The organism is Microbacterium sp. GXF0217 (genome assembly GCF_054798195.1).
In genome coordinates this window covers 207,964-232,701 of the sequence record NZ_JBSJZG010000001.1, presented here as the reverse complement: position 1 = coordinate 232,701, position 24,738 = coordinate 207,964, and the positions used below count along the sequence as shown (strand labels likewise).

Here is a 24,738-nt window from a genome sequence, read left to right as displayed (position 1 = left end):
AGTCGGCACGTATTCCACAGGCCACGCGACAGTTCACGGATGCGATGACGAATCACGAATCGATCGGGCACGAACGTCCGCGATTCGTCATCGCATTCGTCATTCGTCGCGGCGCCGTCCGTTACGATCTTCGGATGCTCTCGTTCGACGACCCGCCGCCGTCCGACGTCGAGCGGGTTCTGGTCGCCGGAGTCACGGGTGCCGGGAAGACGACGTTCGCGCGTCGGCTCGCTGCGGCGTGGGGGCTGCGCCATGTCGAGATCGACGCTCTGTTCCACGGGCCCGAGTGGACGCCCCGGCCGGAGTTCCTGGACGACGTCCGCGCGTTCGCCGCGGAGGACCGCTGGGTCACCGAGTGGCAGTACACCAGCAAGGGCACGGATGAGATCCTCGCCCCGCGGGGCGATCTGCTCATCTGGCTCGACTATCCCTGGTCGCTCGTGCGCCGGCGACTCGTCCGCCGGACGCTGAAGCGCCGGATCCTGCGCACCGAGCTCTGGAACGGGAACATCGAACCGGCGATCTGGTCCAGGGACGCCTGGACGGGGGAGAACGACATCCTGCGCTGGCAGGCCAGCACGCGTCACAAGTGGAACGAGCGGATGCCGAGCATCGCCACACGCTTCCCGCACCTGACGATCGTGCGGCTGCGGCATCCCCGCGAAGCGGATGCCTGGCTGCGGCGGTGCTCTGCGGACTAGGCCGACTCGCTCGGCGCGTCGATGGCGCCTCCGAAGCGTCGGTCCCTCGAGAGGTACACCTCGATCGCTCGCCATAGCTCCGTACGGGAGAAGTCCGGCCAGAGCGTGTCGAGGAACACCATCTCGGCGTACGCCGACTGCCAGAGCAGGAAGTTCGACGTGCGCTGCTCCCCCGAGCTGCGCAGGAACAGGTCGACATCCGGCATGTCGGGCACGTAGAGGTGACGGCGGATCAGCTTCTCGCTGATCGCGTTCGGCTTCAACCGTCCTGCGGCGACCTCGCCGGCCAGGGAGCGCATGGCATCGACCAGCTCGACCCGCCCACCGTAGTTCACGCACATCGTCAGGGTGAGTCCGTCATTGCCACGGGTGAGCTGCTCCGCGTGCTGCAGCTCCTTGATGACGGAACCCCACAGACGCGGCTTGCGCCCCGCCCAGCGGATGCGCACGTTCCACTCGTTGAGCTGGTCGCGCCGGCGATGAAGGACGTCTCGGTTGTACCCCATGAGGAAGCGGACCTCCTCGGGCGAACGCGCCCAGTTCTCCGTCGAGAAGGCGTAGACCGACAGATGCGTGACGCCGGCCTGGATCGCCCCGGCGACCACGTCGAGCAGCACCTCTTCGCCGGCTTTGTGGCCCTCGATGCGACTGAGCCCCCGACGGTTCGCCCAGCGCCCGTTGCCGTCCATGACGATCGCGATGTGTTCGGGAACCTTCGGGAACTCCGGCGGGTACAGTCCGGTCCAGTCCAGTGGACGATACGCGACCGCGTCCTTGTGCGTGTACGGCTTCGGTGTCACCGTGCTCCCTCTTCTGTCTTGCTGCTCACATGGGCGAGCGAGCGGATGCCGCGTTCCAGATGCCATTGCGCGTACGCGGCGATCACGCCGGAGGCCGCGGCGGCATCCGACCCAGGGGCCGCGTCGATGACGTCCCACTCGCCCGCTATCAGAGAGCGCAGCAGGCTCAGCGTCGATCCGGCGATGCGCGGGCTGCCCACCGGAGCGCAATCGGCGCACACCGCCCCGCCGAGCTGGCCGACGAAAGACGGATGCGGCCCCGGCTTCGAGCAGCGCGCGCAGTCCGAAAGAGACGGCGCCCACCCGGAGAGCGCCATGACGCGCAGCAGGTAGGAGTCCAGGATGCTGCGGGGCCGATGCTCGCCGCGCGAGAGCGCGCGGAGGCCGCCGACCAGCAGCAGGTACTGGTCGGTCGTCGCCTCGGAGTCGCTCAGGCGATCGGCGGTCTCGACCATCGCGCTCGCCGAGGTGAACCGGTCGTAGTGCACGGCGATGTCGGTGCCGTAGTGACCGAGCGACTCCGCCTGCTGCACGATGTCCAGTGTTCGCCCCTGGTACAGCTGCACGTCGGCGACCATGAACGGCTCCAACCGTGCGCCGAACTTCGAGGAGGTCCGTCGAACGCCCTTCGCGACCGCGCGGATCTTGCCGTGCCGTCGCGACAGCATGGTCACGATCCGATCCGCCTCACCGAGTTTGTGGGTGCGCAGGATCACCGCTTCGTCTCGATAGGTGGGCACTGTCCGATTATCCTCCGCTCACGGGAGAATGGACGCGTGACCGAACCGCTCTTCACCATTCCGCTCTGGGCCGATCTGCTCGGCGTCGGCCTCGGCGGCATCCAGGGCGCGATGTTCGCATCCGGGTTCCAGGGCCAGCGGCGACTCGATTTGCTCGGGGTCACGATCATCGGCATCCTGATCGGGATGGGCGGAGGTCTCATCCGCGACCTTCTGCTGGGTCAGCCCCCGGCGACGCTCCAGAACAACTGGTATCTGGTCACCGCCGCCGGGGCCGCCATCATCGGCATGCTCTTGGCAGGCCTGTTGAACCGGGCGAACGCGGTCATCGTGGGTCTCGATGCCGTGGTCATCGGCATGTTCGGTGCTTTTGGCACGAGCAAGGCACTGGGTCTGGGGGTTCCGCCGGTGCCCGCGGTCTTCATCGGCGTGTGCGCCGCCGTCGGCGGCAGCATTCTGCGCGACGTGATCATGGGGCTGCCCGTCGCGATCATGCACGTCGGGTCGCTCTACGCCGTCGCTGCCGCCGTGGGGTGCACGGCGATCGTCATCCTGCACGCGCTCGGCGTCGACATCGTCACGGCCGGGGTGATCGGGATCGTGGTGACGGCGATCATCCGCGTGCTCGCGGTGATCTTCGACCTCTCGCTGCCGGAGCAGCGTCGGCTCTACCGCCGCAAGGTGGCGGCTGAAACCGGCACGATCCCGATCGTCAAGCCCTGAGTCAGACGGCGGCGAGTTCCCGTGCGCCCTCACGCGCGCGGATCGAGCGGTTGACCGCCGACACGATCGCCTTGAGGGATGCCGTGGAGATGTCGCCGTCGATGCCGACGCCCCACAGGCGATCGCCCTCGACCTGCAGCTCCACGTACGCCGCGGCCTGAGCATCCCCGCCGGTGGAGAGGGTGTGCTCGACGTAGTCGTACAGCGAGATGTCGAAACCGCGCGACCGGATGATCTCCAGGAACGCGGCGATCGGGCCGTTGCCGTGTCCGACCTCGTCGCTGGCCGCTTCTCCGTCGCGCAGGCGCACGTTCAGTTCGACGTCTCCGGTCATCTCGCTCGCGGTGCGCGTGGCGAGGAGCTCGAAGCGCCCCCACTTCTCGGCGATGTCGGCCGACGGAAGGTACTCGTCGCTGAAGATCGACCAGATCGCGTCGCTCGTGACCTCGCCGCCCTCGGCATCCGTCTTGGCCTGCACGACGCCCGAGAACTCGATCTGGAGCTTCCTAGGCAGATCCAGCGAGTGGTCGGCCTTCAGCAGGTAGGCGACGCCGCCCTTGCCGGACTGCGAGTTCACCCGGATCACGGCTTCGTACGAACGACCGAGGTCCTTCGGATCGACCGGCAGATACGGCACGGCCCACTCGATCTCATCGATGCTCACACCCTGCTCCTCTGCACGGGCCGCCATCGACTCGAAACCCTTCTTGATGGCGTCCTGGTGCGATCCGCTGAAGGCGGTGAAGACGAGGTCGCCGCCCCACGGGCTGCGCTCCGGTACGGGCAGCTGGTTGCAGTACTCGACCGTGCGCTTGACCTGATCGATGTCGCTGAAGTCGATCTGCGGGTCGATGCCCTGCGTGAACAGGTTCACCCCCAGCGTGATCAGGTCGACGTTTCCGGTGCGCTCTCCGTTGCCGAACAGGCACCCCTCGATGCGGTCCGCGCCGGCCATATAGCCCAGCTCAGCCGCGGCCACGGCCGTGCCGCGGTCGTTGTGCGGATGCAGCGACAGGATCACGTTCTCGCGCTGGGCGAGATGACGGTTCATCCACTCGATCGAGTCGGCGTAGACGTTCGGCGTCGCCATCTCGACCGTGGCGGGCAGGTTGATGATGACCTTGCGGTCAGGGCTCGGCTCGAGCACCTCGATGACCGCGTTGCACACGTCGACGGCGTACTCGAGCTCGGTGCCTGTGTAGCTCTCCGGCGAGTACTCGTAGAAGACCTGGGTCTCGGGAATCCGCTTCTCGAACTCGCGGCAGAGGCGCGCGCCCTCGAGGGCGATCTGCTTGACCCCCTCGCGGTCCGACCGGAAGACGACCTCGCGCTGCAGGACGCTGGTGGAGTTGTAGAAGTGCACGATGGCCTGCTTGGCACCCGTGATCGCCTCGTAGGTGCGCTCGATCAGATGCTCGCGGCACTGCGTCAGGACCTGGATCGTGACGTCGTCCGGGATCAGGTCCTCTTCGATCAGCTGTCGGACGAAGTCGAAGTCCGTCTGACTGGCAGAGGGGAAACCGACCTCGATCTCCTTGTAGCCCATGCTCACGAGCAGCTCGAACATGAGGCGCTTGCGCTCCGGCGACATCGGATCGATGAGCGCCTGGTTGCCGTCGCGGAGGTCGACGGCGCACCAGCGCGGCGCCTGGGTGATGCGGGCATCGGGCCAGGTGCGGTCCGGGAGGTCGACGGTGATCTGCTCGTGGAACGGCCGATACTTGTGGATCGGCATCGAGGACGGGCGCTGAGTGCTCTGCATGATGGGCTTCTTCTCTTCGTCAATGTGAACGGGCCAACACAAGCGCCGCGACGAGGAAGGCCCTAATGTCAGGACTCGTCGCGGCAGCTAAGAAGAAGCAGACCGCCGAATGGCATGCGCCCATGCTACCAGCCTGACGGCATGCTCCGACCAGGTCAGGAGACGCAGGCGATGCGGCTGACGGATCCGTACACGTTCGCCCAGCCGCCGGCGTACGCGGTCGCGCGGACGGTCGTGCCGTACTTCGCCTGAACGTAGCCGGTGGAGCGCGCATCGGCGATGGAGCGCACCACGAAGGTTCCGACCGGATACGAGGTGTTGCAGGTCCCCCAGCTCAGCTTGGCGCCGTTCGTGCCCGACAGGGAGAATGCGCACACCTTGCCGGAGGCGCATGCGCCGACCGACGCGAGCGCCGCGGACGACCGCGCTGACAGCGCATCGACCTGCGCGGCGCCGACGGTCATCTCCATGTCGAGCTGCGGCCACACGGCGTGATGGGCATCGAGAAGGACCCCGCCAGGCACAGCATCGAGCATCGCGCTGATCTGCGGATCCGGTGCCTCGGACGCGGACGCGGATGTTGCGCCGAGCGCACTGGCGATCAGGATGGCCGCTCCGACCAGGGCTGCGGTGGCCACTCGCTTCATCGGGACTCCTCGGTTCAGATCCACAGGTTGTACATGATGACCGCTCCAGCCGGGATGATGCCGTCCGCCCTCGCCTGTTCGGTCTCGACCCCGACGATCCGCCCCGAGTCCCTGCTGATCAGCACCGTCTCATCGGTGCCGTCGCCGTCGTCGGGCACGCTCAGAGCGTACACCGGCCGGCCGAGACGATCGGTGCTCGCGCCGAGCACGCTCACGCCGTCCTCTGCTTCGAGCATCTCGAGCATCACCGCGTGCTGCGCATCCGTGAGGGTCCACTGGTCGAACGCCGTGACGAACGAATCGAGGAGTTGCGAGGCGTCGGGGTCGGCGGGCATCCCGTACGCGATGAGCATGTCGAGCACGTCGTCCGCACCGTCGCCCGGTGCCTCGACGACCGGGGTGTTGAACTCACCGGGTGCCATCTGCAGATCGAGGAGAACGGTCTCGCCCTGAACGATCTCCGCGGAGCCGTCCCCCGCAGCGGAGGACCTCTGCGACTCACCCGCGACCGTGAGCAGCCGCCCGGAGAGATCTTCGTTCCAGGTGAGCGTCGAGAACTGCGGAACCACGGCCATCTGCTGCTCGTCGACGTCGACGGAAAGGGCCCAGATCGCCGACTCCACGCTGCGGAGCGGCTCGACGGGCCCGGCGCCCTCCGCCAGGAGCGCGGTCGATCTCTCCACGATCTGCTGCATGCTGCCCGCGTCGGCGAAGGTCAGCGGTGCGGGCGTCACGGCGACAGCCTGACCTGCGGGAAGCGCAAGACCGAACACCACGGCACCGGCAGCGACCGTCGCGGTCAGAGTCGTCGCCCAGGCCACACGCACCGTCCGGCGCTGCGCATGGCGGTGCGACGGCCGGCTGCTCCTCACGATCCTTTCGCGCATCCGGATGGCCGCCGCGTCCAGCTCGGCATCCCTCGGAGTCCGCGCGGGATTCGCGTCGATCAGCAGACGCGTGAGCGCGTCGTCGTCCAACACGGTGACCATCACGACCCACCCTCCAGTACGGAGCGCAACCTGTCCCGCGCCCGCCGAAGCGTGGCGCGCACCGCCCCCGGCCGGCTGCGCATGACTTCTCCGGTCTCCCCGATGGAGAGTCCATCCCAATACACCAGGACGACGACCCTGCGTTCGCGTTCGCTCAGCTGCGTCATCGCGTGGAGGACGTCCCGACGGTCGAGAGTACTCTTTTCACCTGGATTCGTCACGACATTCTTCTGCACGGCCTCGAGAACCGATTCGCGGACGTCGCCTCGGCGACGACGCTCCCGCAGGAGTCCTTCCGCAATGCGCAGCAGCCAGGTCAGCCCCGGCGGCCGCGACACACGCAGGCGCTCCCACGCGAGCTGGAATACCTCGGCCACGACCTCGTACACCTGGGCATCCACGCCGAGGTAGCACTCGACGTGGCGGGTGACGGGCAGGCGGTATTCGGTGAAGAGCCGGTCGAAGACGCGGCGCTTCTCCGCCTGGCGCTGCTCCGACCGGGTGTTCAGAATCCCAGCCGTCCCAGCTGCTTGGGATCGCGCTGCCACTCCTTCGCGACCTTGACGTGGAGGCCGAGGAACACCCTCGTGCCCAGCAGCTGCTCGATGCCGGCGCGCGATCGAGCACCGACGTCCTTCAGGCGCGAGCCCTTGTGCCCGATGATGATCGCCTTCTGGCTGTCGCGTTCGACGACGATCTGCGCGTGCACATCCGTGAGGTCGCTGTTCTCCCGCGGTGCGATGTCGTCGATGACCACGGCGATCGAGTGCGGGAGCTCGTCCCGGACTCCCTCGAGCGCGGCCTCGCGGATGATCTCGGCGATGCGGTCCTCGGTGGATTCGTCGGTCGTGACCCCGGCCGGGTAGAGCGGCGGCCCCTGCGGCATCAGCTGCAGGATCTCGTCCGCCAGCACATCCAGCTGCTCGCTCGTGACCGCGGAGAGCGGGATCACGGCCGACCAGTCCTCGCGCAGGGAATCGACCTCCATGAGTCGTTCGGTGATCTCGTCGCGCGTCGCGGCATCCGTCTTGGTCACGATCGCGATCTTCTTCGCCCTGGGGTATCCGTCCAGAGACGCGGCGATGCGCCGATCACCGGGGCCGACCTTCTCGGTCGCGGGCACGCAGAAGCCGATCACGTCGACGTCGCCGAGCACCTGCTCGACGAGGTCGTTGAGTCGCTCGCCCAGCAGGGTGCGCGGCTTGTGGATGCCGGGGGTGTCGACGATGACCAGCTGGCCGTCCGGACGATTCAGGATGCCGCGGATCGCGCGACGGGTCGTCTGGGGCTTCGCGCTGGTGATGGCGATCTTCTCGCCGACGAGCGCGTTGGTGAGCGTGGACTTGCCGACATTCGGGCGTCCGACGAAGGTCGCGAACCCGCTGCGGGAATGGTCAGTCATCGTCGTCTCCTTCATCGGCGTCCGGTGCGCGCTCGACGAACACCGTCGCAATGCCCCGCCCGCGGCCTCGGGATGCGCCGCCGGTCAGTACGAGTCCATCCTGCACCGCCGTGGCGCCCGGCTGGGGAACCTGGCCGAGAGCCTTGCCGAGCAGACCGCCGATCGAATCGACGTCCTCGTCCTCGAGCTCGAGTCCGAAGAGGTCTCCGACGTCCTCGAGCGAGAGCCGTGCGCTGACGCGGTAGGCGCCGTCGCCGAGTTCGACGACCTCGGCGGGGTTGTGGTCGTATTCGTCGGCGATCTCGCCGACGAGCTCCTCGATCAGGTCCTCGAGGGTCACGAGACCGGAGATCCCGCCGTGCTCGTCGATCACGATGCAGACGTGCACCGCGTCGCGCTTCATCTGCTGCAGCAGCGTCTCCGCCCGCATCGATTCGGGGACGAACGTCGCTGGACGCGCGATCGGGCGCACGGGCACGCCGCGCCACGCGTTCTCATCACGGTATGCGAACTGCACCAGGTCCTTCAGGTACAGCACGCCGACGACGTCGTCCGCGTCATCGTCCACGACGGGCATCCGTGACACTCCGCGGGTCAGGAAGAGCTCCATCGCATCACTGGTCGTCGCGTCGGCGTCCACCGCCAGCATCTCGGTGCGCGGCACCATGACGGCGCGCACGAACTGATCGGTGAAGTCGAAGACGGAGTGGATCAGGTCGCGGTCGTCCTCCTCGATGAGGTCGTTGGATGCCGCCTCGTCGACCATGCTGAGCAACTGGTCCTCGCTCGTGAACGAGCTGCGTCCTGCTCCGGGAGTCACCCGGTTGCCGAGCGCGACGAGCCCCTGGGCGAGCGGGCCGAGGATGATCCGCAGACCGCGGACGATCGGGGCGCACGAGCGCAGCAGACCAGGAGCCCTGTGGCGCCCGACAGATCGAGGACTCGCGCCGACCAGGACAAACGTGATACCCGTCATGAGCACGGCGGCAGCGAGCATCGCCCACCAGATGTTGCCGAAGAGATTCGAGAACGCGACGGTGACGAGCACCGCGGCCGTCGTCTCGGCGAGCACGCGGATGAACGCGACGGCGTTGACGTGCACGTCGGGGTCGGCGGCGATCAGGCGCAGCGAGGCCGCATGGCGTCCCTGCTCCCCGAGATCCTCGAGGTCCGATCGGGAGGTGACGCCGAATGCGGCGTCGATCGCCGACATCAGACCGCCGAACGCCACCAGGAGAACGGCGGCGATCAGCAGCAGTATCTCGGTCATCGGCCGCGTTCGGCGCGGGCGAACCCGACGATCAGTTCTTTCTGCAGGCCGAACATCTCACGCTCCTCGTCCGGCTCGGCGTGGTCGAACCCGAGCAGATGCAGCAGGCCGTGCGTGGTGAGGAGGATCAGCTCGTCCATCAGGGTGTGCCCGGCGGCCTGCGCCTGGGTCTCCGCGACCTGCGGGCACAGCACGATGTCGCCGAGCAAGCCGGGCGCGGTCGGACGGTCCTCGGTGCCGGGTCGGAGCTCATCCATGGGGAAGCTCAGTACGTCGGTGGGGCCGGGCTCGTCCATCCACTGCACGTGCAGCGCCTCCATCGCCCCCTCGTCGACGAGGACGATGGCGACCTCGGCATCCGGGCTGACGTGCAGCTGGGCCAGATTGAAGTCTGTGAGACGCTGCAGCACGGTCTCGTCGATCTCGATGGCCGACTCGTTGTTGATCTCGATCATGCTGGTCCTCGTTCGCTGGTCCTCATCACGACTGTCCTCGCCTCGGCATCCGGTCGCGCGGACCTGGACGCAGCCCGCTGCGCCGGTCTGCACGGTTCGCGAACTCGTGCGCCTGCTCGCGCTCGACCTTGGCGGCAGTGCGCTGCTCATCGTATTCGCTGTAGGCGTCCACGATCCGTCCGACCAGGGAATGCCGCACGACGTCGGCGCTCGTGAGCCGCGAGAAGTGGATGTCGTCGATCTCCTTGAGCACCCGCGTCACCAGGCGAAGCCCGGACGCCCCCTGCGGAAGGTCGACCTGCGTGATGTCGCCGGTGACGACCATCTTGGTGCCGAACCCGAGCCGGGTCAGGAACATCTTCATCTGCTCCGGCGTGGTGTTCTGCGCCTCGTCCAGCACGACGAAGGAGTCGTTGAGCGTGCGCCCGCGCATGTACGCCAGCGGGGCGACCTCGATGGTGCCGGTGGCCATGAGACGCGGCACGATCTCCGGGTCCATCATCTCGTTGAGCGCGTCGTACAGCGGGCGCAGATACGGGTCGATCTTGTCGGTCAGGGTCCCCGGCAGGAATCCGAGCCGCTCCCCCGCCTCGACCGCGGGACGAGTGAGGATGATCCGGGTGACCTCCTTGCGCTGGAGGGCCTGGACGGCCTTCGCCATCGCGAGGTACGTCTTTCCCGTGCCCGCCGGCCCGATGCCGAACACGATCGTGTTCTCCTCGATCGCGTCGACGTACTCCTTCTGGCCCAGCGTCTTCGGGCGGATCACCTTGCCGCGGGTGGACAGGATCGCTTCGCCCAGCACCTCGCTCGGGCGGGGTCCGCCGTCCTGCCGGAGCATGCGCGCCGAACTCGTCACATCGCTGGGTGCGAGGTCGTGGCCTTCCTTCGTCATCGTGAGCAGCTCCTCCACGAGGGTCTTGGCTGCGGCGACGCGGGCGGCGTCGCCGGAGAGGGTGATCTCGTTGCCTCGGACGAGCACTTCGACCTCGGGGTGCTCCTTCTCGAGCATCCGGAGCAGGCGGTCCTGCGGTCCGAGCAGCCGGACCATCGCGACGCCGTCGACGTAGATGCGCTCAGTGGCGCCGGTCGCATCGTCAGAAGCCAACGAGGTCGCCTTCTTCGAGGTTGCCGAGCACGTGCGCGTGCACGTGGAACACGGATTGCGAGGCGCTGGCACCGTTGTTGAAGATCAATCGGTACTCGCCGTTCGCGTTCTCTTCGGCGATGCGCTTGGCTGTCTCGACGATCTCGGCGAGCAGCGCGGGGTCGCCGGCGGCGAGCTCGGTGACGTCCCGGTACGACTCGGACTTGGGAATCACGAGCGCGTGCAGCGGCGCCTGCGGATTGATGTCGCGGATCGCGAACACCCGCTCGGTCTCGAGCAGGATCTCGCCGGGAATCTCTCCGTTGAGGATGCGCGTGAAGATCGAGGGGGACGTCATGCTCTCCAGTCTAGTCAGCGGCGCGTGCGCGCGGCCCTGGCGTCCGCGCTGCCCTCCGCCCTGCGCAAGACCAGGCCTCCGTCGAACAGATGCTCCGGATCGACGTCCTCCGAGATGCGCCGCAGCCGTTCGCCCGTGGCGCCGGGCCACACCAGATCAGCGGTGTCCGAGCGGATGTCCGACGAATAGGCCCCGTACGCACCGGTGCCGACATCCTGCAGCGGCGCGAACGCGGCATCCACTCGCTCGATCGTCGCCGGCTGCGTCCAGATGCCGGCCAGCGCGCGCTGCGAGCGCGCGGCCCAGGCCGTCGACTCCGACGCGGCGTCCGAGACCGCGCCGCCCAGCGCACGCACTTCCGCCACCAGAGTGATTCCGTCCTCCAGCGTCGCCGCCAGTGCGGCGCCGACCTTCTCGTCGGCGGAATCCACCAGCACGTCGCGCATCCTGATGGTCTGCTGTCCGATGTGCGGACTGCCTGGGGAGGGGACGATGGCGGCGTAGGGGACGGCCTGGGCATCCTGTCCGAGCACACGGTCCAGACCCAGCGCGGCGCTGAGGGTCGGACGTGCCGCACCGACGTCATCGTTCGCCCAGACGTTGCGCGCATGGACGACGGCGCTGCCTTGACGGTCCCGCTGGATCATGAGGAAGCTCTCGGCCTCACGGGGTGCGCCGTCGATCCACTCGCCCCAGGCATTCGTGAAGCGCGCGAGGTCGGTCACGAGGTACTGGATGTTCTGATGGATGATGGTGGCGTCACCGGCAGCGCTGTGGATCGGCTCGGCGAGGACATCGAACTCGATCGCCACGCCCGCGTGCGCTGCTCCCCCGCGCACCGCCCAGAAGATCTCGGGTTCGTTGTGCTCATCGACCCAGCGGATGGAGCCGTCCGGGGTGGCGACCTTCGCGCGAACGACTCGATCGATCGTCAGGCCCTGCGATCGGGCGAAGTACCCGATGCCGCCCGCGGTGGCGAGGCCGCCGACCCCGGTGTCACCGAAGTTGCCGCTCGTGATCGTGAGATCGTGCGGAGACAGCAGGTTCGCGACCTCGCCCCATGTCGCACCGGCCTGCACTCGAAGGATGCCGCCGTCGGCCTCGAGATCCATCGCGCGCATCCGCGACAGATCGAGAACGATTCCGCCATCGTTGGTTCCGCTGCCCGAGATGCCGTGGCCTCCCGAGCGGATGCTGAACGGCACCCGCTTCCCCGTCTCGCGCCGCACCTCCGCGGCGTAGCGCAGTCCCGCGGCCACCTGGGCGTCATCGACGGGCCGGATGACGAGCTCAGGGCTGCCCACCCGCATGTAGGTGGAGCGGACCCACGGATAGGTGTCGTCGCCCGGGCTCACCGCGGCAGCGGCGACATCCGCTCCGGGCGTCGGCCATGCCGTCGACGAGGTCGGAGTGCTCATGCGCGATCGCCCTCGGATCCGGTGGCCGTGACGGCGGCGATGCGATCGGCCGCGTCAGCTGCCGAGTGCAGATCCGTGTGCGCCGACGGCGCCGACGAGACCGCGTGCGCGATGCTGACGCGTCCGACGTCCGCATTGCTCACCCAGGTCGGGTCGACGGAGCCGCGCCCGCGCGTGATCACGGGCCCGAGCGTGAACGCGAAGACGCGGCGCTGCGGCCCGGCCTCTGCCACGAGCACGCGATGCATCATGAGCAGAGCCGCCTGCTCCATGCTGATGATGCTCGCACCGGGGACCGGCGTGTATGCGCTGCCGCCGAGGACGAGCTGGTACGAACCGCTCTCGTCGAGCGCGGGCAGCCAGGCGCGGATGTTCGCGAAGTGGGCGGTCGTGAGATCCACGAAGTAGCGCTGCCAATCGGCCTCGGTCACAGCCCAGGTCGGCCCCGCCTGCCACCATCCGCCGATCGAGGCGATCACATCCGTCACACGGCCGTGCGCCGCGATGACGCGCTCGGACATGACCGACGCACTGTCGAAACCGGTGTAGTCGCCGATGACCGTGTGGAGCCGTTCGTCGGCCTGGGCGTCTGCGACGAGAGACCGCAGCTGCTCGGCGCTGCTCGTCGTCCGGCTGGGCACGATCACTTCTGCGCCTGCGGTCAACCACTCGCGGACGATGCCTTCCCCGACGCGACCGGTCCCGCCGAGGATGACCACCCGGCGCCCGTCGGCCGCGTGTGGAACGTGAAGCGTGGACATGACATCGCCTTTCCGCGTACGAGGTCGGATGCGCACGCATTATCTGTAACTACAGGTATATTCGTCTTATTCCGAGGAGGCCCCCATGAGTGCGAATGACCTGCGAATCGAGACCTGGCGACGCCTGCTGCGCGGACAGCGAGCGATGATGCTCCGCCTGACCGTCCGTCTGAAGCGCGAATTCGATCTCACCGCCGCTCAATACGAGGCTCTGCAGTCCCTGAACCATGCCGGTGGAACGATGACCGCCGCCCGACTGGCGCGTGATCTGCTGTACAGCTCGGGTTCGGCGACACACCTCCTGGCCCGCCTCGAGGAGCGCGGCTTGATCATCCGCGTCGCTTCGCCGACCGACGGTCGGGTCGTCGATATCTCCTTGACCGAGGAGGGACAGGCGCTCATCACCGCCGCGACGGCCGCGCACATCGCCGACGTCCATGACGCGTTCAGCCCGCTGATCCCCGATGACGAGATCTCGGTGCTCGTCGCTTTCGCGCGCCGGTTGGAGGCCGCGGAACATGCTGACCAGGCGCAACAGCGAAGCGGTCGGAGCACCCAGCGCTGATCGAGCGCCCGACACGCGCCAGCCGCCGCCTCAGCGGTGAGTCCGGATCACCAGCGTCCCAGCGCCGCGGAAAGCACCGCGATGGCGGCGGGGCCTGCGGTCGAGGTGCGCAGCACGGTGTCGCCGAGTCGCACGGGTTCGGCTCCGGCCGCCACGAGCTTCGAGATCTCGTCCGGAGCGATACCGCCTTCCGGCCCGACCACCAGCACGAGATCGCGCCCGTCCGGCTTGACATCCGTCAGCTTCTGTTCGGCTGCGGGGTCGAGGATCAGCAGCCGCTGCTCGCCCGCACGCGATGCCAACTGTGCGGTCGACGCCACGTCGGATACCTTGGGGATCCAGGACCGATGCGCCTGCTTCGCCGCTTCGCGCACGATGGATGCCCAGCGCTCCCGACCCTTCGCCGCCTTCGGTCCTTCCCAGCGGGAGACGCTGCGCGCCGCCTGCCAGGGCACGATCTCGTCGACGCCGAGCTCGCACGACGCCTGCACGGCGAGTTCGTCGCGGTCCCCCTTCGCGAGCGCCTGGACGAGCACGAGGCGCGGCGATGGCGAGTCGACGACGTGCCGGTGTGCGATCAGCACGTCCACTCTGGATGCCGAGACGTCGATCGCCGACCCCTCGAGCCACGCACCCGCACCATCGCCGATCGTGATGCTCTCGCCCACACGAACGCGGCGGACGATAGCGGCATGCTTGGCCTCCGCGCCGGTGAGTGAGACGACATCTCCCTCACCGGCATCCGATGCGGATTCGACGACGAAGTGCAGCGCCATGGCTCAGTGACTGCGGAAACGGTCGCGGAGCTTGGAGAAGAGCCCCTGCTGGAACTGGGCGAGCTGCGGCTTGGGAGCCTTGACCTTCTTCGCGAAGTCCTCGATCAGGCGGCGCTGAGCCGAATCCAGCTTGGTGGGCGTGAGCACCTGCACTCCGACTCGCAGATCGCCGCGCTGCGTGCCGCGCAGCGGAGTGATGCCGCGGCCCTTGATGGTCAACACATCACCGGACTGGACTCCGGCGCGGATCTCGAGATCGACCGGGCCATCCAGACCGTCGATGGTCGTCTCCGCGCCGAGCACGGCATCCGTCATCGCGACTTCGAGAGTCGCGAGCAGATCGTCGCCCTCGCGACTGAATGTCGCGTGCGTCGCGACCGTGATCTCGACGTACAGATCGCCGTTCGGGCCCCCGGCCTTGCCGACCTCGCCGGAGCCGGGAAGCTGCAGGCGCAGCCCGGTCTCGACACCGGCCGGGATGTCCAGCGAGACGGTGCGCCGCGAGCGGACCCGCCCCTGACCGCCGCACGTCGCGCACGGGTACGGAATCGTCGTGCCGTAGCCCTCGCACGTTCCGCAGGGCTGCGAGGTGACGACGTTGCCGAGCAAGCTGCGCACCTGACGCTGCACGTGACCCGATCCGCCGCAGATGTCGCACGTCACGGGCGATGTGCCCTCCTGGCAGCACGAACCCTGACACGTCTCGCAGAGAACCGCCGTGTCGACCTCGATGTCCCGGTGAGCGCCGAAGACCACGTCTCCGAGGTCGAGGTCGACGCGCACGAGTGCGTCCTGGCCGCGCTCCCGCCGCGACCGCGGCCGCGCGCTCCGTCCGCCGCCGGCCGCACCGAAGAACGTCTCGAAGATGTCGCCGAAACCGCCGAATCCGCCGGCGCCGAATCCGCCGTTCTCGTCGCCGCCCATATCGTAGCGGCGTCGCGATTCCTCGTCGCTGAGCACGTCGTACGCGTGCGTGACGAGCTTGAACCGCTCCGAGGCGTCGTCACCGGGGTTCACGTCCGGATGCAGCTGCCGCGCCAGACGGCGATACGCCTTCTTGATCTCGTCCTGGGAGGCATCGCGCGCCACCCCGAGGACCTCATAGTGGTCCGCCACCAGTCACCTCTCGTCTTCGTCGAGCAGTCGGGACAGGTAGCGGGCCACTGCCCGCGCCGCCGCCAGATTGCTCGGATAATCCATCCGGGTCGGGCCCATCACGCCGACCCGCGCCATCCCACCGGGGGTGGCGTAGTTGCTCGCCACGATCGAGGCCTCACCCAGACCGAACGGCTCGTTCTCGGTACCGATGCTGGCCGCGAGCCCGTGCTCGTCGGTCACCATCTCGCTCATCAGCCGCAGCAGCGTCACCTGCTCCTCGATCGCTTCGAGAAGAGGGTGGATGCTACCGCGGAAGTCGTGTTCGCGCCGTGCGAGCGTCGCGGCGCCGGCCATGACGAGCTTCTCCTGGCGGAACTCGTCCAGCTCCTCGGAGATGACGCTTGCCAGGACGCGCTGAGCGACATCCGCGCGGCCGGGCTTCACCGTGGTCGCGAGAGCGCCGACCAGGTCGCGTGCCTCGCTCACCGCCCGCCCGGTGATCGAGGCCGACAGCCGAGCACGCAGCACCGCGACGTCCGCCTCGTCGAGGTCGACCGGGAGAGCGGCGATGCGCTGCGAGACGCCGCCGGCGTCGGTGACGAGCACGACGAGGAGCCGGTTCGGTGCGAGGGCGACGAGTTCGAGATGCGTGAGGTGCGCGCGGGCGAACGACGGGTACTGCGCCAGCGCAACCTGTCCCGTGAGCTGCGTGAGCACGCGGACCGTACGCGCCATGAGATCGTCGAGATCGGTCGGCTCCGCGAGGAACATCTCGATCGCACTGCGCTGCGCTGAGGACAGCGGGCGCAACTGGGCCAGGTGGTTGACGAAGACCCGGTAGCCCTTGTCGGTCGGCACGCGACCCGACGACGTGTGCGGAGCCGTGATCAGCTCTTCATCCTCGAGGAGCGCCATGTCGTTGCGGATGGTCGCAGCCGAAACTCCGAACGAGTAGCGGTCGACGATCGATTTGCTCCCGACCGGCTCGTGCGTGGAGACGTAGTCCTGCACGATCGCCCGGAGCACCTGCAGACCGCGCTCAGTGACCATGACCGCTCTCCTCCCGCTGGCACTCACTGCTTCCGAGTGCCAATTCTACCCGCCGGTCGGCGTCGACCGCGCTCATCTCGCGGATCGGGATGCTCAGTCGGTGAGCTCTCTGACCACGGCATCGGCAAGGAGCCGCCCCCTGAGGGTCAGCTGCACCCGGCCGGAAAGGGCCGCCGCGGGCTCGACGAGGCCGTCGGCGATCAGGCCGGCGACGCGTGAACGGTTCGACTCAGGCAACTCGGAGACCGCGATGCCCTCGCGGATGCGACTCAGCAGGAGCACCCGCTCGAGCATCCGCGACTCCGCGTCCGGCCGCTCGGTGCCCGCAGCCGGCGATTCGGATACCGCGAGCCGCTGCGCGTACGCCGCCGGATGCTTGACGTTCCACCAGCGCAGCCCCGCGACGTGGCTGTGGGCGCCGGGACCGAAGCCCCACCAGTCCGAGCCGCGCCAGTAGGCGAGATTGTGGCGCGAGCGGTTGTCGCTCGTCGATGCGGTCCCTGAGCCCGCCGCACCGCTCGCTGAGCCTGTCGAAGGGCGGGCCCAGTTGCTCACCTCGTACCATTCGAATCCGGCATCCGCGAGGCGGCGGTCGGCGAGCTCGTACATGTCGGCCTGCAGATCATCGTCCGGCATCGGGACCTCGCCGCGACGGATCTGACGCGCGAGCTTCGTGCCGTCCTCGATGATGAGCGCATACGCGGAGATGTGGTCGGGCGCGAACGCCAGCGCCGCATCCAGCGAGGCATGCCAATCGGCCAGCGATTCCCCCGGCGTGCCGTAGATGAGGTCGACGCTGACGGCCAGGCCGGCGTCGCGCGCCGCATCGACCGCGGTCCGCACGTTCGACGGCTCGTGCGTGCGGTCGAGCGTCGCCAGCACATGCGGCACGGCGGACTGCATTCCGATCGAGAGGCGCGTGACCCCGGCATCCACCAGCGTCTTCACGACCTCCGGCGTGACCGTGTCCGGGTTGGCCTCGACCGTGACCTCCGCCCCGTCGCGAAGCCCAAAGGCGTCGCTCGCCGCGGTGAGCATCCGCGCCAGATCCCCGGCGGGCAGCAGCGTCGGCGTTCCGCCGCCGAAGAAGACGGTATCCATCGGCCGCAGAGCACCGGCGTCGGAGAGCACGCGACGCGCGAGAGCGATCTCGGCGATCAGCGTCGTGGCGTAGTCCTCCTGCTTCGCGCCGCGCAACTCGCTCGACGTGTAGGTGTTGAAGTCGCAGTACCCGCAGCGCACCCGGCAGAACGGCACATGCAGATATGCCGAGAACGGGGTGTCCGCGTCGATCTCGAGGTCGCCGGGCAGACGACCATCGACCGGAGCGGGATCGCCGATCGGGAGGGGGCCCGCCATCAGAGCGGGGTCGCGTACAGCGGCGAGATCGCTCGCAGGTACCGCGCGAAGAGCTCACGACGGCGCCGCTTCACGAGCGCGGGGACCGTGCGATACAGCAGACCGCTCGGCGCGTCGAAAGCGCGGACGGTGAACCAGACCTCGTCATTGTCCTCGCGCCATTCGATGTCGAACGATTCCTCGCCCTTCACCACGGAGCCGCCGACCGTGCCCAGCACGAACCCGATGCGCCTGGCGTCCTCGGTCACCGAGATCACGCGCAGTTCGGCATCGGCACGCATCCCTGCCACCCGACCGCGCAGATGCACGGTCATGCCCGCACCGGCGTACGGCAGCCCTTCGGAGTCGAAGCGCTGCTCGACGTCACGACGGCTGGGCGCGATCGCATTGCCCTCGGCATCGAAGCTCACACCCGAGTACGAGGGACCAGGCGCCGGACGGACATCGTCGACGGAGAGACCGGCTGCGCGCTGCGCCGTCCAGGAGAGCAGGGCGTCACCGGCCGTGCGGAAGCGCTCGGCTCCGCTGCCGATCCGCCAGGCGTTCTCCGCGGGGATGCTGTGCTCCGGCGGATACTGCATCAGGTCGGGCGCGTGCGTCGCACCCACGGCCGCATAGTCCACCGTGTCGTCTCGGAAGGTACCGCGCCGCATGATCTCCAGCCTACCCATCCTGCCTGGGAGCGCCCTGGCGACCCCCAGCATCCCTACTTCTTTTCCTTGCCTTCGACGTCTCCGGAGAGCGCGGCGATGAACGCCTCCTGGGGGACCTCGACGCGGCCGACCATCTTCATGCGCTTCTTGCCCTCCTTCTGCTTCTCGAGCAGCTTGCGCTTGCGGGTGATGTCGCCGCCGTAGCACTTGGCGAGCACGTCCTTGCGGATCGCGCGGATGGTCTCGCGGGCGATGATGCGCGCGCCGATCGCCGCCTGGATCGGCACCTCGAACTGCTGGCGAGGGATGAGCTTGCGCAGGCGCTCGGCCATCATCGTTCCGTAGGCGTACGCCTTCTCGCGGTGCACGATCGAGCTGAACGCGTCGACCTTGTCGCCCTGGAGCAGGATGTCGACCTTCACCAGATCCGCTTCCTGCTGTCCCGCCGGCTCGTAGTCGAGCGAGGCGTACCCCTGCGTCTTGGACTTCAGCTGGTCGAAGAAGTCGAAGACGATCTCACCGAGCGGCATCATGTAGCGCAGCTCGACGCGCTCCTCGCTGAAGTACTCCATACCCAGGAGCGAGCCGCGCCGCGACTGGCAGAGCTCCATGACTGTGCCCACGTAGTCCTTGGGCAGCAGGATCGCGGCCTTCACCATAGGTTCCGACACCGAGCCGATGCGCCCGTCGGGGTACTCGCTCGGGTTCGTCACGGTCACGGTCTCGCCGGTGTCGCTGGTGAGGACTTCGTAGATCACACTGGGTGCCGTGGTGATGAGGTCGAGTCCGAACTCTCGCGACAGACGCTCGGTGATGATCTCGAGGTGCAGCAACCCAAGGAATCCGCAGCGGAAGCCGAAGCCGAGTGCGACCGAGGTCTCCGGCTCGTACTGCAAGGAAGCGTCCGAGAGCTTCAGCTTGTCCAGCGCCTCACGCAGCTCCGCGTAGTCGCTGCCGTCGATCGGATAGATGCCGGAGAAGACCATCGGCTTCGGATCCGTGTAGCCGGCCAGAGCATCGGATGCCGGCTTGCGCGCGGTCGTGACGGTGTCGCCGACCTTGGACTGACGCACATCCTTCACGCCCGTGATCAGGTAGCCGACCTCGCCGACGCCGAGTCCCTTGGAGGGAATCGGCTCCGGGCTGGAGACGCCGATCTCGAGGAGTTCGTGCGTGGCGCCGGTCGACATCATCTGGATCCGCTCGCGCGGGCTCAGGTTGCCGTCGACCATGCGGACGTAGGTGACGACGCCGCGGTACGCGTCGTAGACGGAGTCGAAGATCATCGCGCGCGCCGGAGCATCCGCATCGCCCTTCGGCGCCGGGATCTCCTGGACGAGGCGGTCAAGAAGCTCCTCGACGCCGACTCCGGTCTTGCCCGAGACGCGCAGCACGTCCTCCGGCTTGCCGCCGATGAGGGAGGCGAGCTCCTTGGCGTACTTCTCCGGATCAGCGGCCGGGAGGTCGATCTTGTTGAGCACCGGAATGATGTGCAGATCGTTCTCGAGCGCGAGATAGAGGTTCGCAAGCGTCTGAGCCTCGATGCCCTGCGCCGCATCCACCAGCAGGATCGCGCCCTCGCAGGCGGCCAGGGATCGCGACACCTCGTAGGTGAAGTCGACGTGGCCGGGGGTGTCGATCATGTTCAGCGCGAACGTGTCGCCCTCGATCTGCCACGGCATCCGCACGGCCTGGCTCTTGATGGTGATACCGCGCTCGCGCTCGATGTCCATGCGGTCCAGATACTGCGCGCGCATGTCGCGATCGGAGACGACTCCGGTGATCTGCAGCATCCGGTCGGCAAGGGTCGACTTGCCGTGATCGATGTGAGCGATGATGCAGAAGTTCCGGATCTGCGAGGGCGGCGTCGCGGCAGGCGAGAGAGGGGTGAGAGCGCGTGGTGACATGTCTCGACGATTCTACGGTGAGCCGTCCCTAATCCCCGATTCGGGAAAACCAGTGATAGTCTCGCGAAGTTGCCTTGGCTCGCTCAGTGACACTGAGTTCCACAGGCGATACGACTCCGTAACAGACACGTAACGGTGTTGCATCGCGCAAGACCGCGGATGGTGATTGACTATCATCCCGACCCAGAGTTGCGTCGGAAGATCCCGCGCGCGTCTGTATAGAGAAAGACTCATCACCTTGATCAAGTATCTCGTGCGCCGCCTCCTGGGGTGGGTGCTGATGATCGTCATCGCGACGAACATCACTTATTTCCTGGCATGGAATTATCTCGATCCCGAGAACAACTACGTCGGACGCCGCCCACCGCTCTCACCCGAGCAGATCGATGCGCTCCTCGTCCCCCGGAACCTCAGCGATTCCGTCCCGCTGTTCGAGCGGTGGTGGACCTGGTTCTCCAACATCCTGTTCCACTGGGACTGGGGCATGGGCCCCACCGGAGAGTCGGTCAACGAGCAGGTCGCGTACCGCGTCTGGGTCAGCGCTGAGCTCGTCCTCGGTGCGACCATCATCACGACGATCCTCGGCATCGCGCTCGGTGTCTACACCGCATCGCGGCAGTACAAGCTCGCCGACCGGATCGGCCAGGGCACGAGCATCATCACGATGAACATCCCGACCGTCGTGTCCGGCTTCGCGCTCGTGCTGCTCGCGATCTACTTCAACAACGCCGTCGGCACCACCGTGTTCTACGTGGTCGGTTCGTCCAGTCCTGGCGTCGAAGGCTTCTTCCCCGTCCTGCTCGACGTGCTGCAGCATCTGACGCTGCCGACATTGAGTCTTGTGATCACCGGGTACGCCGGCATCCACTTCCTCCAGCGCTCACTGCTGCTCGACAACATCAAGGCCGACTACGTGCGCACCGCGCGTGCGAAGGGACTCACGAAGCAGCAGGCGATCCGCAAGCACGCACTGCGCACGTCGATGATCCCCGTCACCACGCAGGTCGCGTTCACGATCCCCGCGGTCTTCACCGGTGCGGTCCTGACGGAGACGATCTTCAACTGGAACGGCATGGGGCGGTACTTCATCACGACCCTGAACGGCAACGACATCCACGGCGTCGTCGCGGTCGCCGCGTTCGGTGCCCTCATGACGGCGATCGGCGCCATCCTCGCCGACATCACCGTTGTCATCCTCGATCCGAGAGTGCGGGTGAGCTGATGTCCATCGAAGCGATCGAGGTCTCTGCGGAGATCGAGAACAAGCTGAAGACGCGCAAGCGCACGTCGCTCATGAAGCTGTACACGCGCCGCTTCATGCGCAACCGCGGCGCAGTCATCGGCATCGTGATCCTCGCTCTGCTCGTGCTGTTCGCGATCATCGGACCGCTCATCTCGCCGTACACCCCGTCGGATCTCGACTTCCTGGCGCTGCGCCAGGCGCCGTCCGCCGAGCACTGGTTCGGCACCAACGGATCGGGCAACGACAACTTCGCGCAGGTGGCCACCGGCCTGCAGCGCTCCATGATGATCGCTGTCGTGGTCGCGTTCGGCACCACGGCGGTCTCGGCCATCGTCGGCGCGACGGCTGCCTACTTCCGCGGACCGTACGAGCGGATCATGCTCATCGTGATCCACTTCATGATGGTGATCCCGAACTTCCTGATCCTCGCGATGATCTCCAACGACGCGGGCGGCAACTGGATCGTGATCTCCCTGGTCATGGTCTTCGTGGTCGGCTGGTTCATGCCGGCGCGCATCATTTGGACGCTGTCGCTCTCGCTGCGCGAGCGCGAGTACATCCACGCCGCGCGCTACGCCGGTCTGCCCGGCCTGAAGATCGTCACCCGGCACATGCTGCCGAACATCGGCTCGCTGCTCGTGATCAACTTCACGCTCGGTGTCGTCTCCGCGGTGCTCACCGAGACCGCACTGTCGTTCCTCGGCTTCGGCGTCAAACTGCCTGACGTGTCGCTCGGCGCACTGATCGGCTACGGCTCCAGCACTCTTGTGAGCGCTCCGTGGCTGTTCTACTTCCCCGCCGCGGCGCTGACGCTGCTGACCGTGTCGATGGCACTCATCGCCGATGGTCTTCGCGACGCCCTCGATCCGACTTCGGCGGCTGGAGGTCGCGCATGAGTACAGTACTGTCGGTCCGCGACCTCAAGGTCAGCTTCCCCTCGGAGGCCGGGCGCGTGGATGCCGTGCGCGGCGTCTCGTTCGATCTCGAATCCGGCAAGACGCTCGGCATCGTCGGCGAGTCCGGCTCGGGCAAGTCCGTCACGTCGCTCGCGATCATGGGCCTGCTCGACGACAACGCCAAGGTCACAGGGTCGATCATCTACGACGGCCAGGAGCTCATCGGCAAGAACGACAAGCAACTGTCGGTGATCCGCGGCAACGGCATGTCGATGGTCTTCCAGGACCCGCTGACCTCGCTCACGCCGGTCTTCACGATCGGCGACCAGCTGATCGAGGCGCTCACGGTGCACCGCAGCCTGTCGAAGAAGGAGGCGTGGGAGCGCTCGGTCGAGCTGCTCTCACTCGTGGGCATCCCGGAGCCGGAGCGCCGGATGAAGGCGTTCCCGCACGAGTTCTCGGGTGGAATGCGCCAGCGCGTCGTCATCGCGATCGCGATGGCGAACAACCCGAAGCTGATCATTGCCGACGAGCCGACGACGGCACTGGACGTCACCATCCAGGCGCAGATCCTCGAGCTCATGGGCAAGGCGCAGGATGAGACCGGCGCCGCCATGATCATGATCACGCACGACATGGGCGTGGTCGCGAAGACCGCCGACGACGTGCTCGTGATGTACGCGGGCAAGCCCGTCGAGCACGCGGCCGTCCGAGAGCTCTTCTACCACACGCGGATGCCGTACTCGATCGGCCTGCTGGGCGCGATCCCCCGCGTCGACAAGGCCGAGAAGGTCCCGCTGATCCCGATCAAGGGCAACCCGCCGCTGCTGATCGATCTTCCGGATGCCTGCCCGTTCGCGGCGCGGTGCCCGATCGCGATCGACGCCTGCCGTACGGGAGAGCCGGCGCTGGAGCCCATCGCCACGGAGGGCGGCGGAGACCACACCGTGGCCTGCATCCGTGCGGACGACATCGACGACGCGGGCACGATCGGCGGGCTGCCGGTGTTCCCCGTTCCGGAGATCCCCGAGAGCGTGCTCGTGCAGACGCCCCGCGAAGAGCGGCCGATCATGCTCGAGGCGATCAACCTGAACAAGACCTTCCCGCTGATGAAGGGCTCCCTCTTCAAGCGCAAGGTCGGCGAAGTGCACGCCGTCAAGGGACTCAACTTCGATGTCCGCCAGGGCGAGACCCTCGCGATCGTCGGCGAGTCGGGCAGCGGCAAGACCACGACCCTGCTGCAGATCATGGATCTCGTCAAGCAGGAGGACGGCGACATCCGCATCGCGGGCAAGAGCGTCGGAGACATCAAGTCCCGCGCCGAGGAGCGCAAGCTCCGCCGCGACCTGCAGATCGTCTTCCAGGACCCGATGGGCGCGCTCGACCCCCGCATGACGGTGTGGGACATCATCGCCGAGCCGATGTTCGCGATCGGCATGCACAAGAACGATGTGTTCGACCGCGTCGAGGAGCTCATGTCGCTCGTGGGTCTCGACCCGGCGCACAGCGATCGCTTCCCGCAGGCGTTCTCGGGCGGACAGCGTCAGCGCATCGGCATCGCCAGGGCGCTCTCGACGAACCCCAAGGTCGTGGTGCTCGACGAGCCCGTGTCCGCGCTCGACGTGTCGATCCAGGCCGGTGTCATCAATCTGCTGGACGAGCTCAAGTCGAAGCTCGGGCTGTCGTATCTGTTCGTGGCGCACGATCTGGCCGTGATCCGGCACATCGCCGACCGCGTGGCGGTCATGTACCGCGGCTCGTTCGTCGAGCACGGCGATGTCGATCAGGTCTTCGACGATCCGCAGCATCCGTACACCAAGGCGCTGCTGTCGGCGATCCCGATCCCCGACCCTGATGTCGAGCGCACGCGCGAGCGGATCATCCTCCCGGTCGAAGGTTTCGACGCCGCGACGGTCGCCGCCGGTTGACCCAGGAGAGCATTCTGGGCGAATCGATGACGCTTATCGAACAGTCCTGTGACACTTTCTGCACAGTCCGATAACGAATCGGCCCGCATCGCATTCTGCCGGGCAGAGGCGACATAGTCTGCCTCTATCCCAAGTAAGGCCAAAAGGCAC

General features: G+C 67.3%; 25 protein-coding genes. 6 read left to right on the top strand and 19 right to left on the bottom strand.

Features of this window, described 5'->3' with window-relative positions; genetic code table 11:
- Positions 1-134 precede the first annotated feature (134 nt).
- Positions 135-701 (top strand): P-loop NTPase family protein, encoded by a 567-nt coding sequence (locus ACWAT3_RS01160; RefSeq protein WP_460795202.1) that lies wholly within the window; start codon positions 135-137, stop codon positions 699-701.
- Here the strand turns inward: ACWAT3_RS01160 and ACWAT3_RS01155 are convergent.
- Positions 698-1,501: an isoprenyl transferase gene (locus ACWAT3_RS01155; RefSeq protein ID WP_460795200.1), complete on the bottom strand. Its 804-nt coding sequence runs from the start codon at positions 1,499-1,501 to the stop codon at positions 698-700. The two genes, ACWAT3_RS01160 and ACWAT3_RS01155, sit on opposite strands and share 4 nt — an antisense overlap.
- Positions 1,498-2,241 (bottom strand): DNA repair protein RecO, encoded by a 744-nt coding sequence (gene recO, locus ACWAT3_RS01150; protein WP_460795198.1) that lies wholly within the window; start codon positions 2,239-2,241, stop codon positions 1,498-1,500. Before recO ends, ACWAT3_RS01155 begins: the two co-directional genes overlap by 4 nt.
- 36 nt (positions 2,242-2,277) lie before the next feature.
- Here recO and ACWAT3_RS01145 point away from each other — a divergent pair, with 36 nt between their 5' ends.
- Complete coding sequence (locus ACWAT3_RS01145) at positions 2,278-2,964, top strand: trimeric intracellular cation channel family protein (RefSeq protein ID WP_460795196.1); 687 nt, start codon at positions 2,278-2,280, stop codon at positions 2,962-2,964.
- A gap of 1 nt (position 2,965) precedes the next feature.
- On the opposite strand, the gene leuA is transcribed toward ACWAT3_RS01145, so the two are convergent.
- From leuA to ACWAT3_RS01090, 11 genes are all read right to left on the bottom strand, one after another.
- Complete coding sequence (gene leuA, locus ACWAT3_RS01140) at positions 2,966-4,726, bottom strand: 2-isopropylmalate synthase (protein ID WP_460795195.1); 1,761 nt, start codon at positions 4,724-4,726, stop codon at positions 2,966-2,968.
- Between the two features lie 155 nt (positions 4,727-4,881).
- Positions 4,882-5,373 carry a hypothetical protein gene (locus ACWAT3_RS01135; RefSeq protein ID WP_460795193.1) on the bottom strand — a complete coding sequence of 164 codons (492 nt, stop codon included), beginning with the start codon at positions 5,371-5,373 and terminating at the stop codon, positions 4,882-4,884.
- Between the two features lie 14 nt (positions 5,374-5,387).
- Positions 5,388-6,365: a hypothetical protein gene (locus ACWAT3_RS01130; RefSeq protein ID WP_460795191.1), complete on the bottom strand. Its 978-nt coding sequence runs from the start codon at positions 6,363-6,365 to the stop codon at positions 5,388-5,390.
- Positions 6,362-6,910, bottom strand: a complete 549-nt coding sequence (locus ACWAT3_RS01125; protein WP_460795190.1) for an RNA polymerase sigma factor — start codon at positions 6,908-6,910, stop codon at positions 6,362-6,364. Before ACWAT3_RS01125 ends, ACWAT3_RS01130 begins: the two co-directional genes overlap by 4 nt.
- Positions 6,868-7,764, bottom strand: a complete 897-nt coding sequence (gene era, locus ACWAT3_RS01120) for a GTPase Era (protein ID WP_460795188.1) — start codon at positions 7,762-7,764, stop codon at positions 6,868-6,870. Before era ends, ACWAT3_RS01125 begins: the two co-directional genes overlap by 43 nt.
- A complete protein-coding gene (locus ACWAT3_RS01115; RefSeq protein WP_460795186.1) occupies positions 7,757-9,034 on the bottom strand; it encodes a hemolysin family protein in 1,278 nt (425 codons plus the stop codon). Before ACWAT3_RS01115 ends, era begins: the two co-directional genes overlap by 8 nt.
- Positions 9,031-9,489 (bottom strand): rRNA maturation RNase YbeY, encoded by a 459-nt coding sequence (gene ybeY, locus ACWAT3_RS01110; RefSeq protein WP_460795184.1) that lies wholly within the window; start codon positions 9,487-9,489, stop codon positions 9,031-9,033. Before ybeY ends, ACWAT3_RS01115 begins: the two co-directional genes overlap by 4 nt.
- 25 nt (positions 9,490-9,514) lie before the next feature.
- Positions 9,515-10,540: a PhoH family protein gene (locus ACWAT3_RS01105; protein ID WP_460795846.1), complete on the bottom strand. Its 1,026-nt coding sequence runs from the start codon at positions 10,538-10,540 to the stop codon at positions 9,515-9,517.
- Positions 10,541-10,586: 46 nt separating this feature from the next.
- On the bottom strand, positions 10,587-10,934 hold the full coding sequence (locus ACWAT3_RS01100) for an HIT domain-containing protein (RefSeq protein ID WP_460795181.1): 348 nt from the start codon (positions 10,932-10,934) through the stop codon (positions 10,587-10,589).
- Between the two features lie 14 nt (positions 10,935-10,948).
- Positions 10,949-12,352 carry an FAD-binding oxidoreductase gene (locus ACWAT3_RS01095; protein ID WP_460795180.1) on the bottom strand — a complete coding sequence of 468 codons (1,404 nt, stop codon included), beginning with the start codon at positions 12,350-12,352 and terminating at the stop codon, positions 10,949-10,951.
- Entirely contained in the window at positions 12,349-13,113 is a 765-nt protein-coding gene (locus tag ACWAT3_RS01090; protein WP_460795178.1) for an SDR family NAD(P)-dependent oxidoreductase, read from the bottom strand. The genes ACWAT3_RS01095 and ACWAT3_RS01090 overlap by 4 nt, the downstream gene beginning before the upstream one ends.
- 85 nt (positions 13,114-13,198) lie before the next feature.
- On the opposite strand from ACWAT3_RS01090, the gene ACWAT3_RS01085 reads away from it, so the two are divergent.
- Positions 13,199-13,678: a MarR family winged helix-turn-helix transcriptional regulator gene (locus tag ACWAT3_RS01085; protein WP_460795176.1), complete on the top strand. Its 480-nt coding sequence runs from the start codon at positions 13,199-13,201 to the stop codon at positions 13,676-13,678.
- Between the two features lie 47 nt (positions 13,679-13,725).
- Here the strand turns inward: ACWAT3_RS01085 and ACWAT3_RS01080 are convergent, their stop codons facing one another.
- From ACWAT3_RS01080 to lepA, 6 genes are all read right to left on the bottom strand, one after another.
- Positions 13,726-14,454 (bottom strand): 16S rRNA (uracil(1498)-N(3))-methyltransferase, encoded by a 729-nt coding sequence (locus tag ACWAT3_RS01080; protein WP_460795174.1) that lies wholly within the window; start codon positions 14,452-14,454, stop codon positions 13,726-13,728.
- A 3-nt stretch (positions 14,455-14,457) separates the two neighbouring features.
- The gene (gene dnaJ / locus ACWAT3_RS01075; protein ID WP_460795172.1) at positions 14,458-15,570 is read right to left on the bottom strand and encodes a molecular chaperone DnaJ; all 1,113 of its coding nucleotides are present in this window, start codon (positions 15,568-15,570) and stop codon (positions 14,458-14,460) included.
- A 3-nt stretch (positions 15,571-15,573) separates the two neighbouring features.
- The gene (hrcA, locus tag ACWAT3_RS01070) at positions 15,574-16,602 is read right to left on the bottom strand and encodes a heat-inducible transcriptional repressor HrcA (protein ID WP_460795171.1); all 1,029 of its coding nucleotides are present in this window, start codon (positions 16,600-16,602) and stop codon (positions 15,574-15,576) included.
- A 93-nt stretch (positions 16,603-16,695) separates the two neighbouring features.
- Positions 16,696-17,961 carry a radical SAM family heme chaperone HemW gene (gene hemW, locus ACWAT3_RS01065; RefSeq protein ID WP_460795169.1) on the bottom strand — a complete coding sequence of 422 codons (1,266 nt, stop codon included), beginning with the start codon at positions 17,959-17,961 and terminating at the stop codon, positions 16,696-16,698.
- The gene (locus tag ACWAT3_RS01060; protein ID WP_460795167.1) at positions 17,961-18,614 is read right to left on the bottom strand and encodes a DUF1990 family protein; all 654 of its coding nucleotides are present in this window, start codon (positions 18,612-18,614) and stop codon (positions 17,961-17,963) included. Before ACWAT3_RS01060 ends, hemW begins: the two co-directional genes overlap by 1 nt.
- Positions 18,615-18,667: 53 nt before the next feature.
- Positions 18,668-20,521, bottom strand: coding sequence for a translation elongation factor 4 (gene lepA, locus ACWAT3_RS01055; protein ID WP_460795165.1), 1,854 nt, complete (start codon positions 20,519-20,521; stop codon positions 18,668-18,670).
- A gap of 238 nt (positions 20,522-20,759) precedes the next feature.
- Here lepA and ACWAT3_RS01050 point away from each other — a divergent pair, with 238 nt between their 5' ends.
- From ACWAT3_RS01050 to ACWAT3_RS01040, 3 genes are read left to right on the top strand one after another with little or no spacing between them, the layout of a single operon-like run.
- Positions 20,760-21,743, top strand: coding sequence for an ABC transporter permease (locus ACWAT3_RS01050; RefSeq protein WP_460795163.1), 984 nt, complete (start codon positions 20,760-20,762; stop codon positions 21,741-21,743).
- The gene (locus tag ACWAT3_RS01045; protein WP_460795161.1) at positions 21,743-22,660 is read left to right on the top strand and encodes an ABC transporter permease; all 918 of its coding nucleotides are present in this window, start codon (positions 21,743-21,745) and stop codon (positions 22,658-22,660) included. The genes ACWAT3_RS01050 and ACWAT3_RS01045 overlap by 1 nt, the downstream gene beginning before the upstream one ends.
- Positions 22,657-24,588: an ABC transporter ATP-binding protein gene (locus ACWAT3_RS01040; RefSeq protein WP_460795159.1), complete on the top strand. Its 1,932-nt coding sequence runs from the start codon at positions 22,657-22,659 to the stop codon at positions 24,586-24,588. Before ACWAT3_RS01045 ends, ACWAT3_RS01040 begins: the two co-directional genes overlap by 4 nt.
- The last annotated feature ends 150 nt before the right edge of the window (positions 24,589-24,738 follow it).

Excerpts from the sequence above, each read along its gene's own strand:
- ACWAT3_RS01160 (WP_460795202.1), top strand. The coding sequence starts at position 135 with ATGCTCTCGTTCGACGACCCGCCGCCGTCCGACGTCGAGCGGGTTCTG.
- leuA (WP_460795195.1), bottom strand. The coding sequence starts at position 4,726 with ATGCAGAGCACTCAGCGCCCGTCCTCGATGCCGATCCACAAGTATCGG.
- ACWAT3_RS01135 (WP_460795193.1), bottom strand. The coding sequence starts at position 5,373 with ATGAAGCGAGTGGCCACCGCAGCCCTGGTCGGAGCGGCCATCCTGATC.
- era (WP_460795188.1), bottom strand. The coding sequence starts at position 7,764 with ATGACTGACCATTCCCGCAGCGGGTTCGCGACCTTCGTCGGACGCCCG.
- ACWAT3_RS01115 (WP_460795186.1), bottom strand. The coding sequence starts at position 9,034 with ATGACCGAGATACTGCTGCTGATCGCCGCCGTTCTCCTGGTGGCGTTC.
- ybeY (WP_460795184.1), bottom strand. The coding sequence starts at position 9,489 with ATGATCGAGATCAACAACGAGTCGGCCATCGAGATCGACGAGACCGTG.
- ACWAT3_RS01105 (WP_460795846.1), bottom strand. The coding sequence starts at position 10,540 with ATGGTCCGGCTGCTCGGACCGCAGGACCGCCTGCTCCGGATGCTCGAG.
- ACWAT3_RS01100 (WP_460795181.1), bottom strand. The coding sequence starts at position 10,934 with ATGACGTCCCCCTCGATCTTCACGCGCATCCTCAACGGAGAGATTCCC.
- ACWAT3_RS01095 (WP_460795180.1), bottom strand. The coding sequence starts at position 12,352 with ATGAGCACTCCGACCTCGTCGACGGCATGGCCGACGCCCGGAGCGGAT.
- ACWAT3_RS01090 (WP_460795178.1), bottom strand. The coding sequence starts at position 13,113 with ATGTCCACGCTTCACGTTCCACACGCGGCCGACGGGCGCCGGGTGGTC.
- ACWAT3_RS01085 (WP_460795176.1), top strand. The coding sequence starts at position 13,199 with ATGAGTGCGAATGACCTGCGAATCGAGACCTGGCGACGCCTGCTGCGC.
- ACWAT3_RS01080 (WP_460795174.1), bottom strand. The coding sequence starts at position 14,454 with ATGGCGCTGCACTTCGTCGTCGAATCCGCATCGGATGCCGGTGAGGGA.
- hrcA (WP_460795171.1), bottom strand. The coding sequence starts at position 16,602 with ATGGTCACTGAGCGCGGTCTGCAGGTGCTCCGGGCGATCGTGCAGGAC.
- hemW (WP_460795169.1), bottom strand. The coding sequence starts at position 17,961 with ATGGCGGGCCCCCTCCCGATCGGCGATCCCGCTCCGGTCGATGGTCGT.
- ACWAT3_RS01060 (WP_460795167.1), bottom strand. The coding sequence starts at position 18,614 with ATGCGGCGCGGTACCTTCCGAGACGACACGGTGGACTATGCGGCCGTG.
- lepA (WP_460795165.1), bottom strand. The coding sequence starts at position 20,521 with ATGTCACCACGCGCTCTCACCCCTCTCTCGCCTGCCGCGACGCCGCCC.
- ACWAT3_RS01045 (WP_460795161.1), top strand. The coding sequence starts at position 21,743 with ATGTCCATCGAAGCGATCGAGGTCTCTGCGGAGATCGAGAACAAGCTG.
- ACWAT3_RS01040 (WP_460795159.1), top strand. The coding sequence starts at position 22,657 with ATGAGTACAGTACTGTCGGTCCGCGACCTCAAGGTCAGCTTCCCCTCG.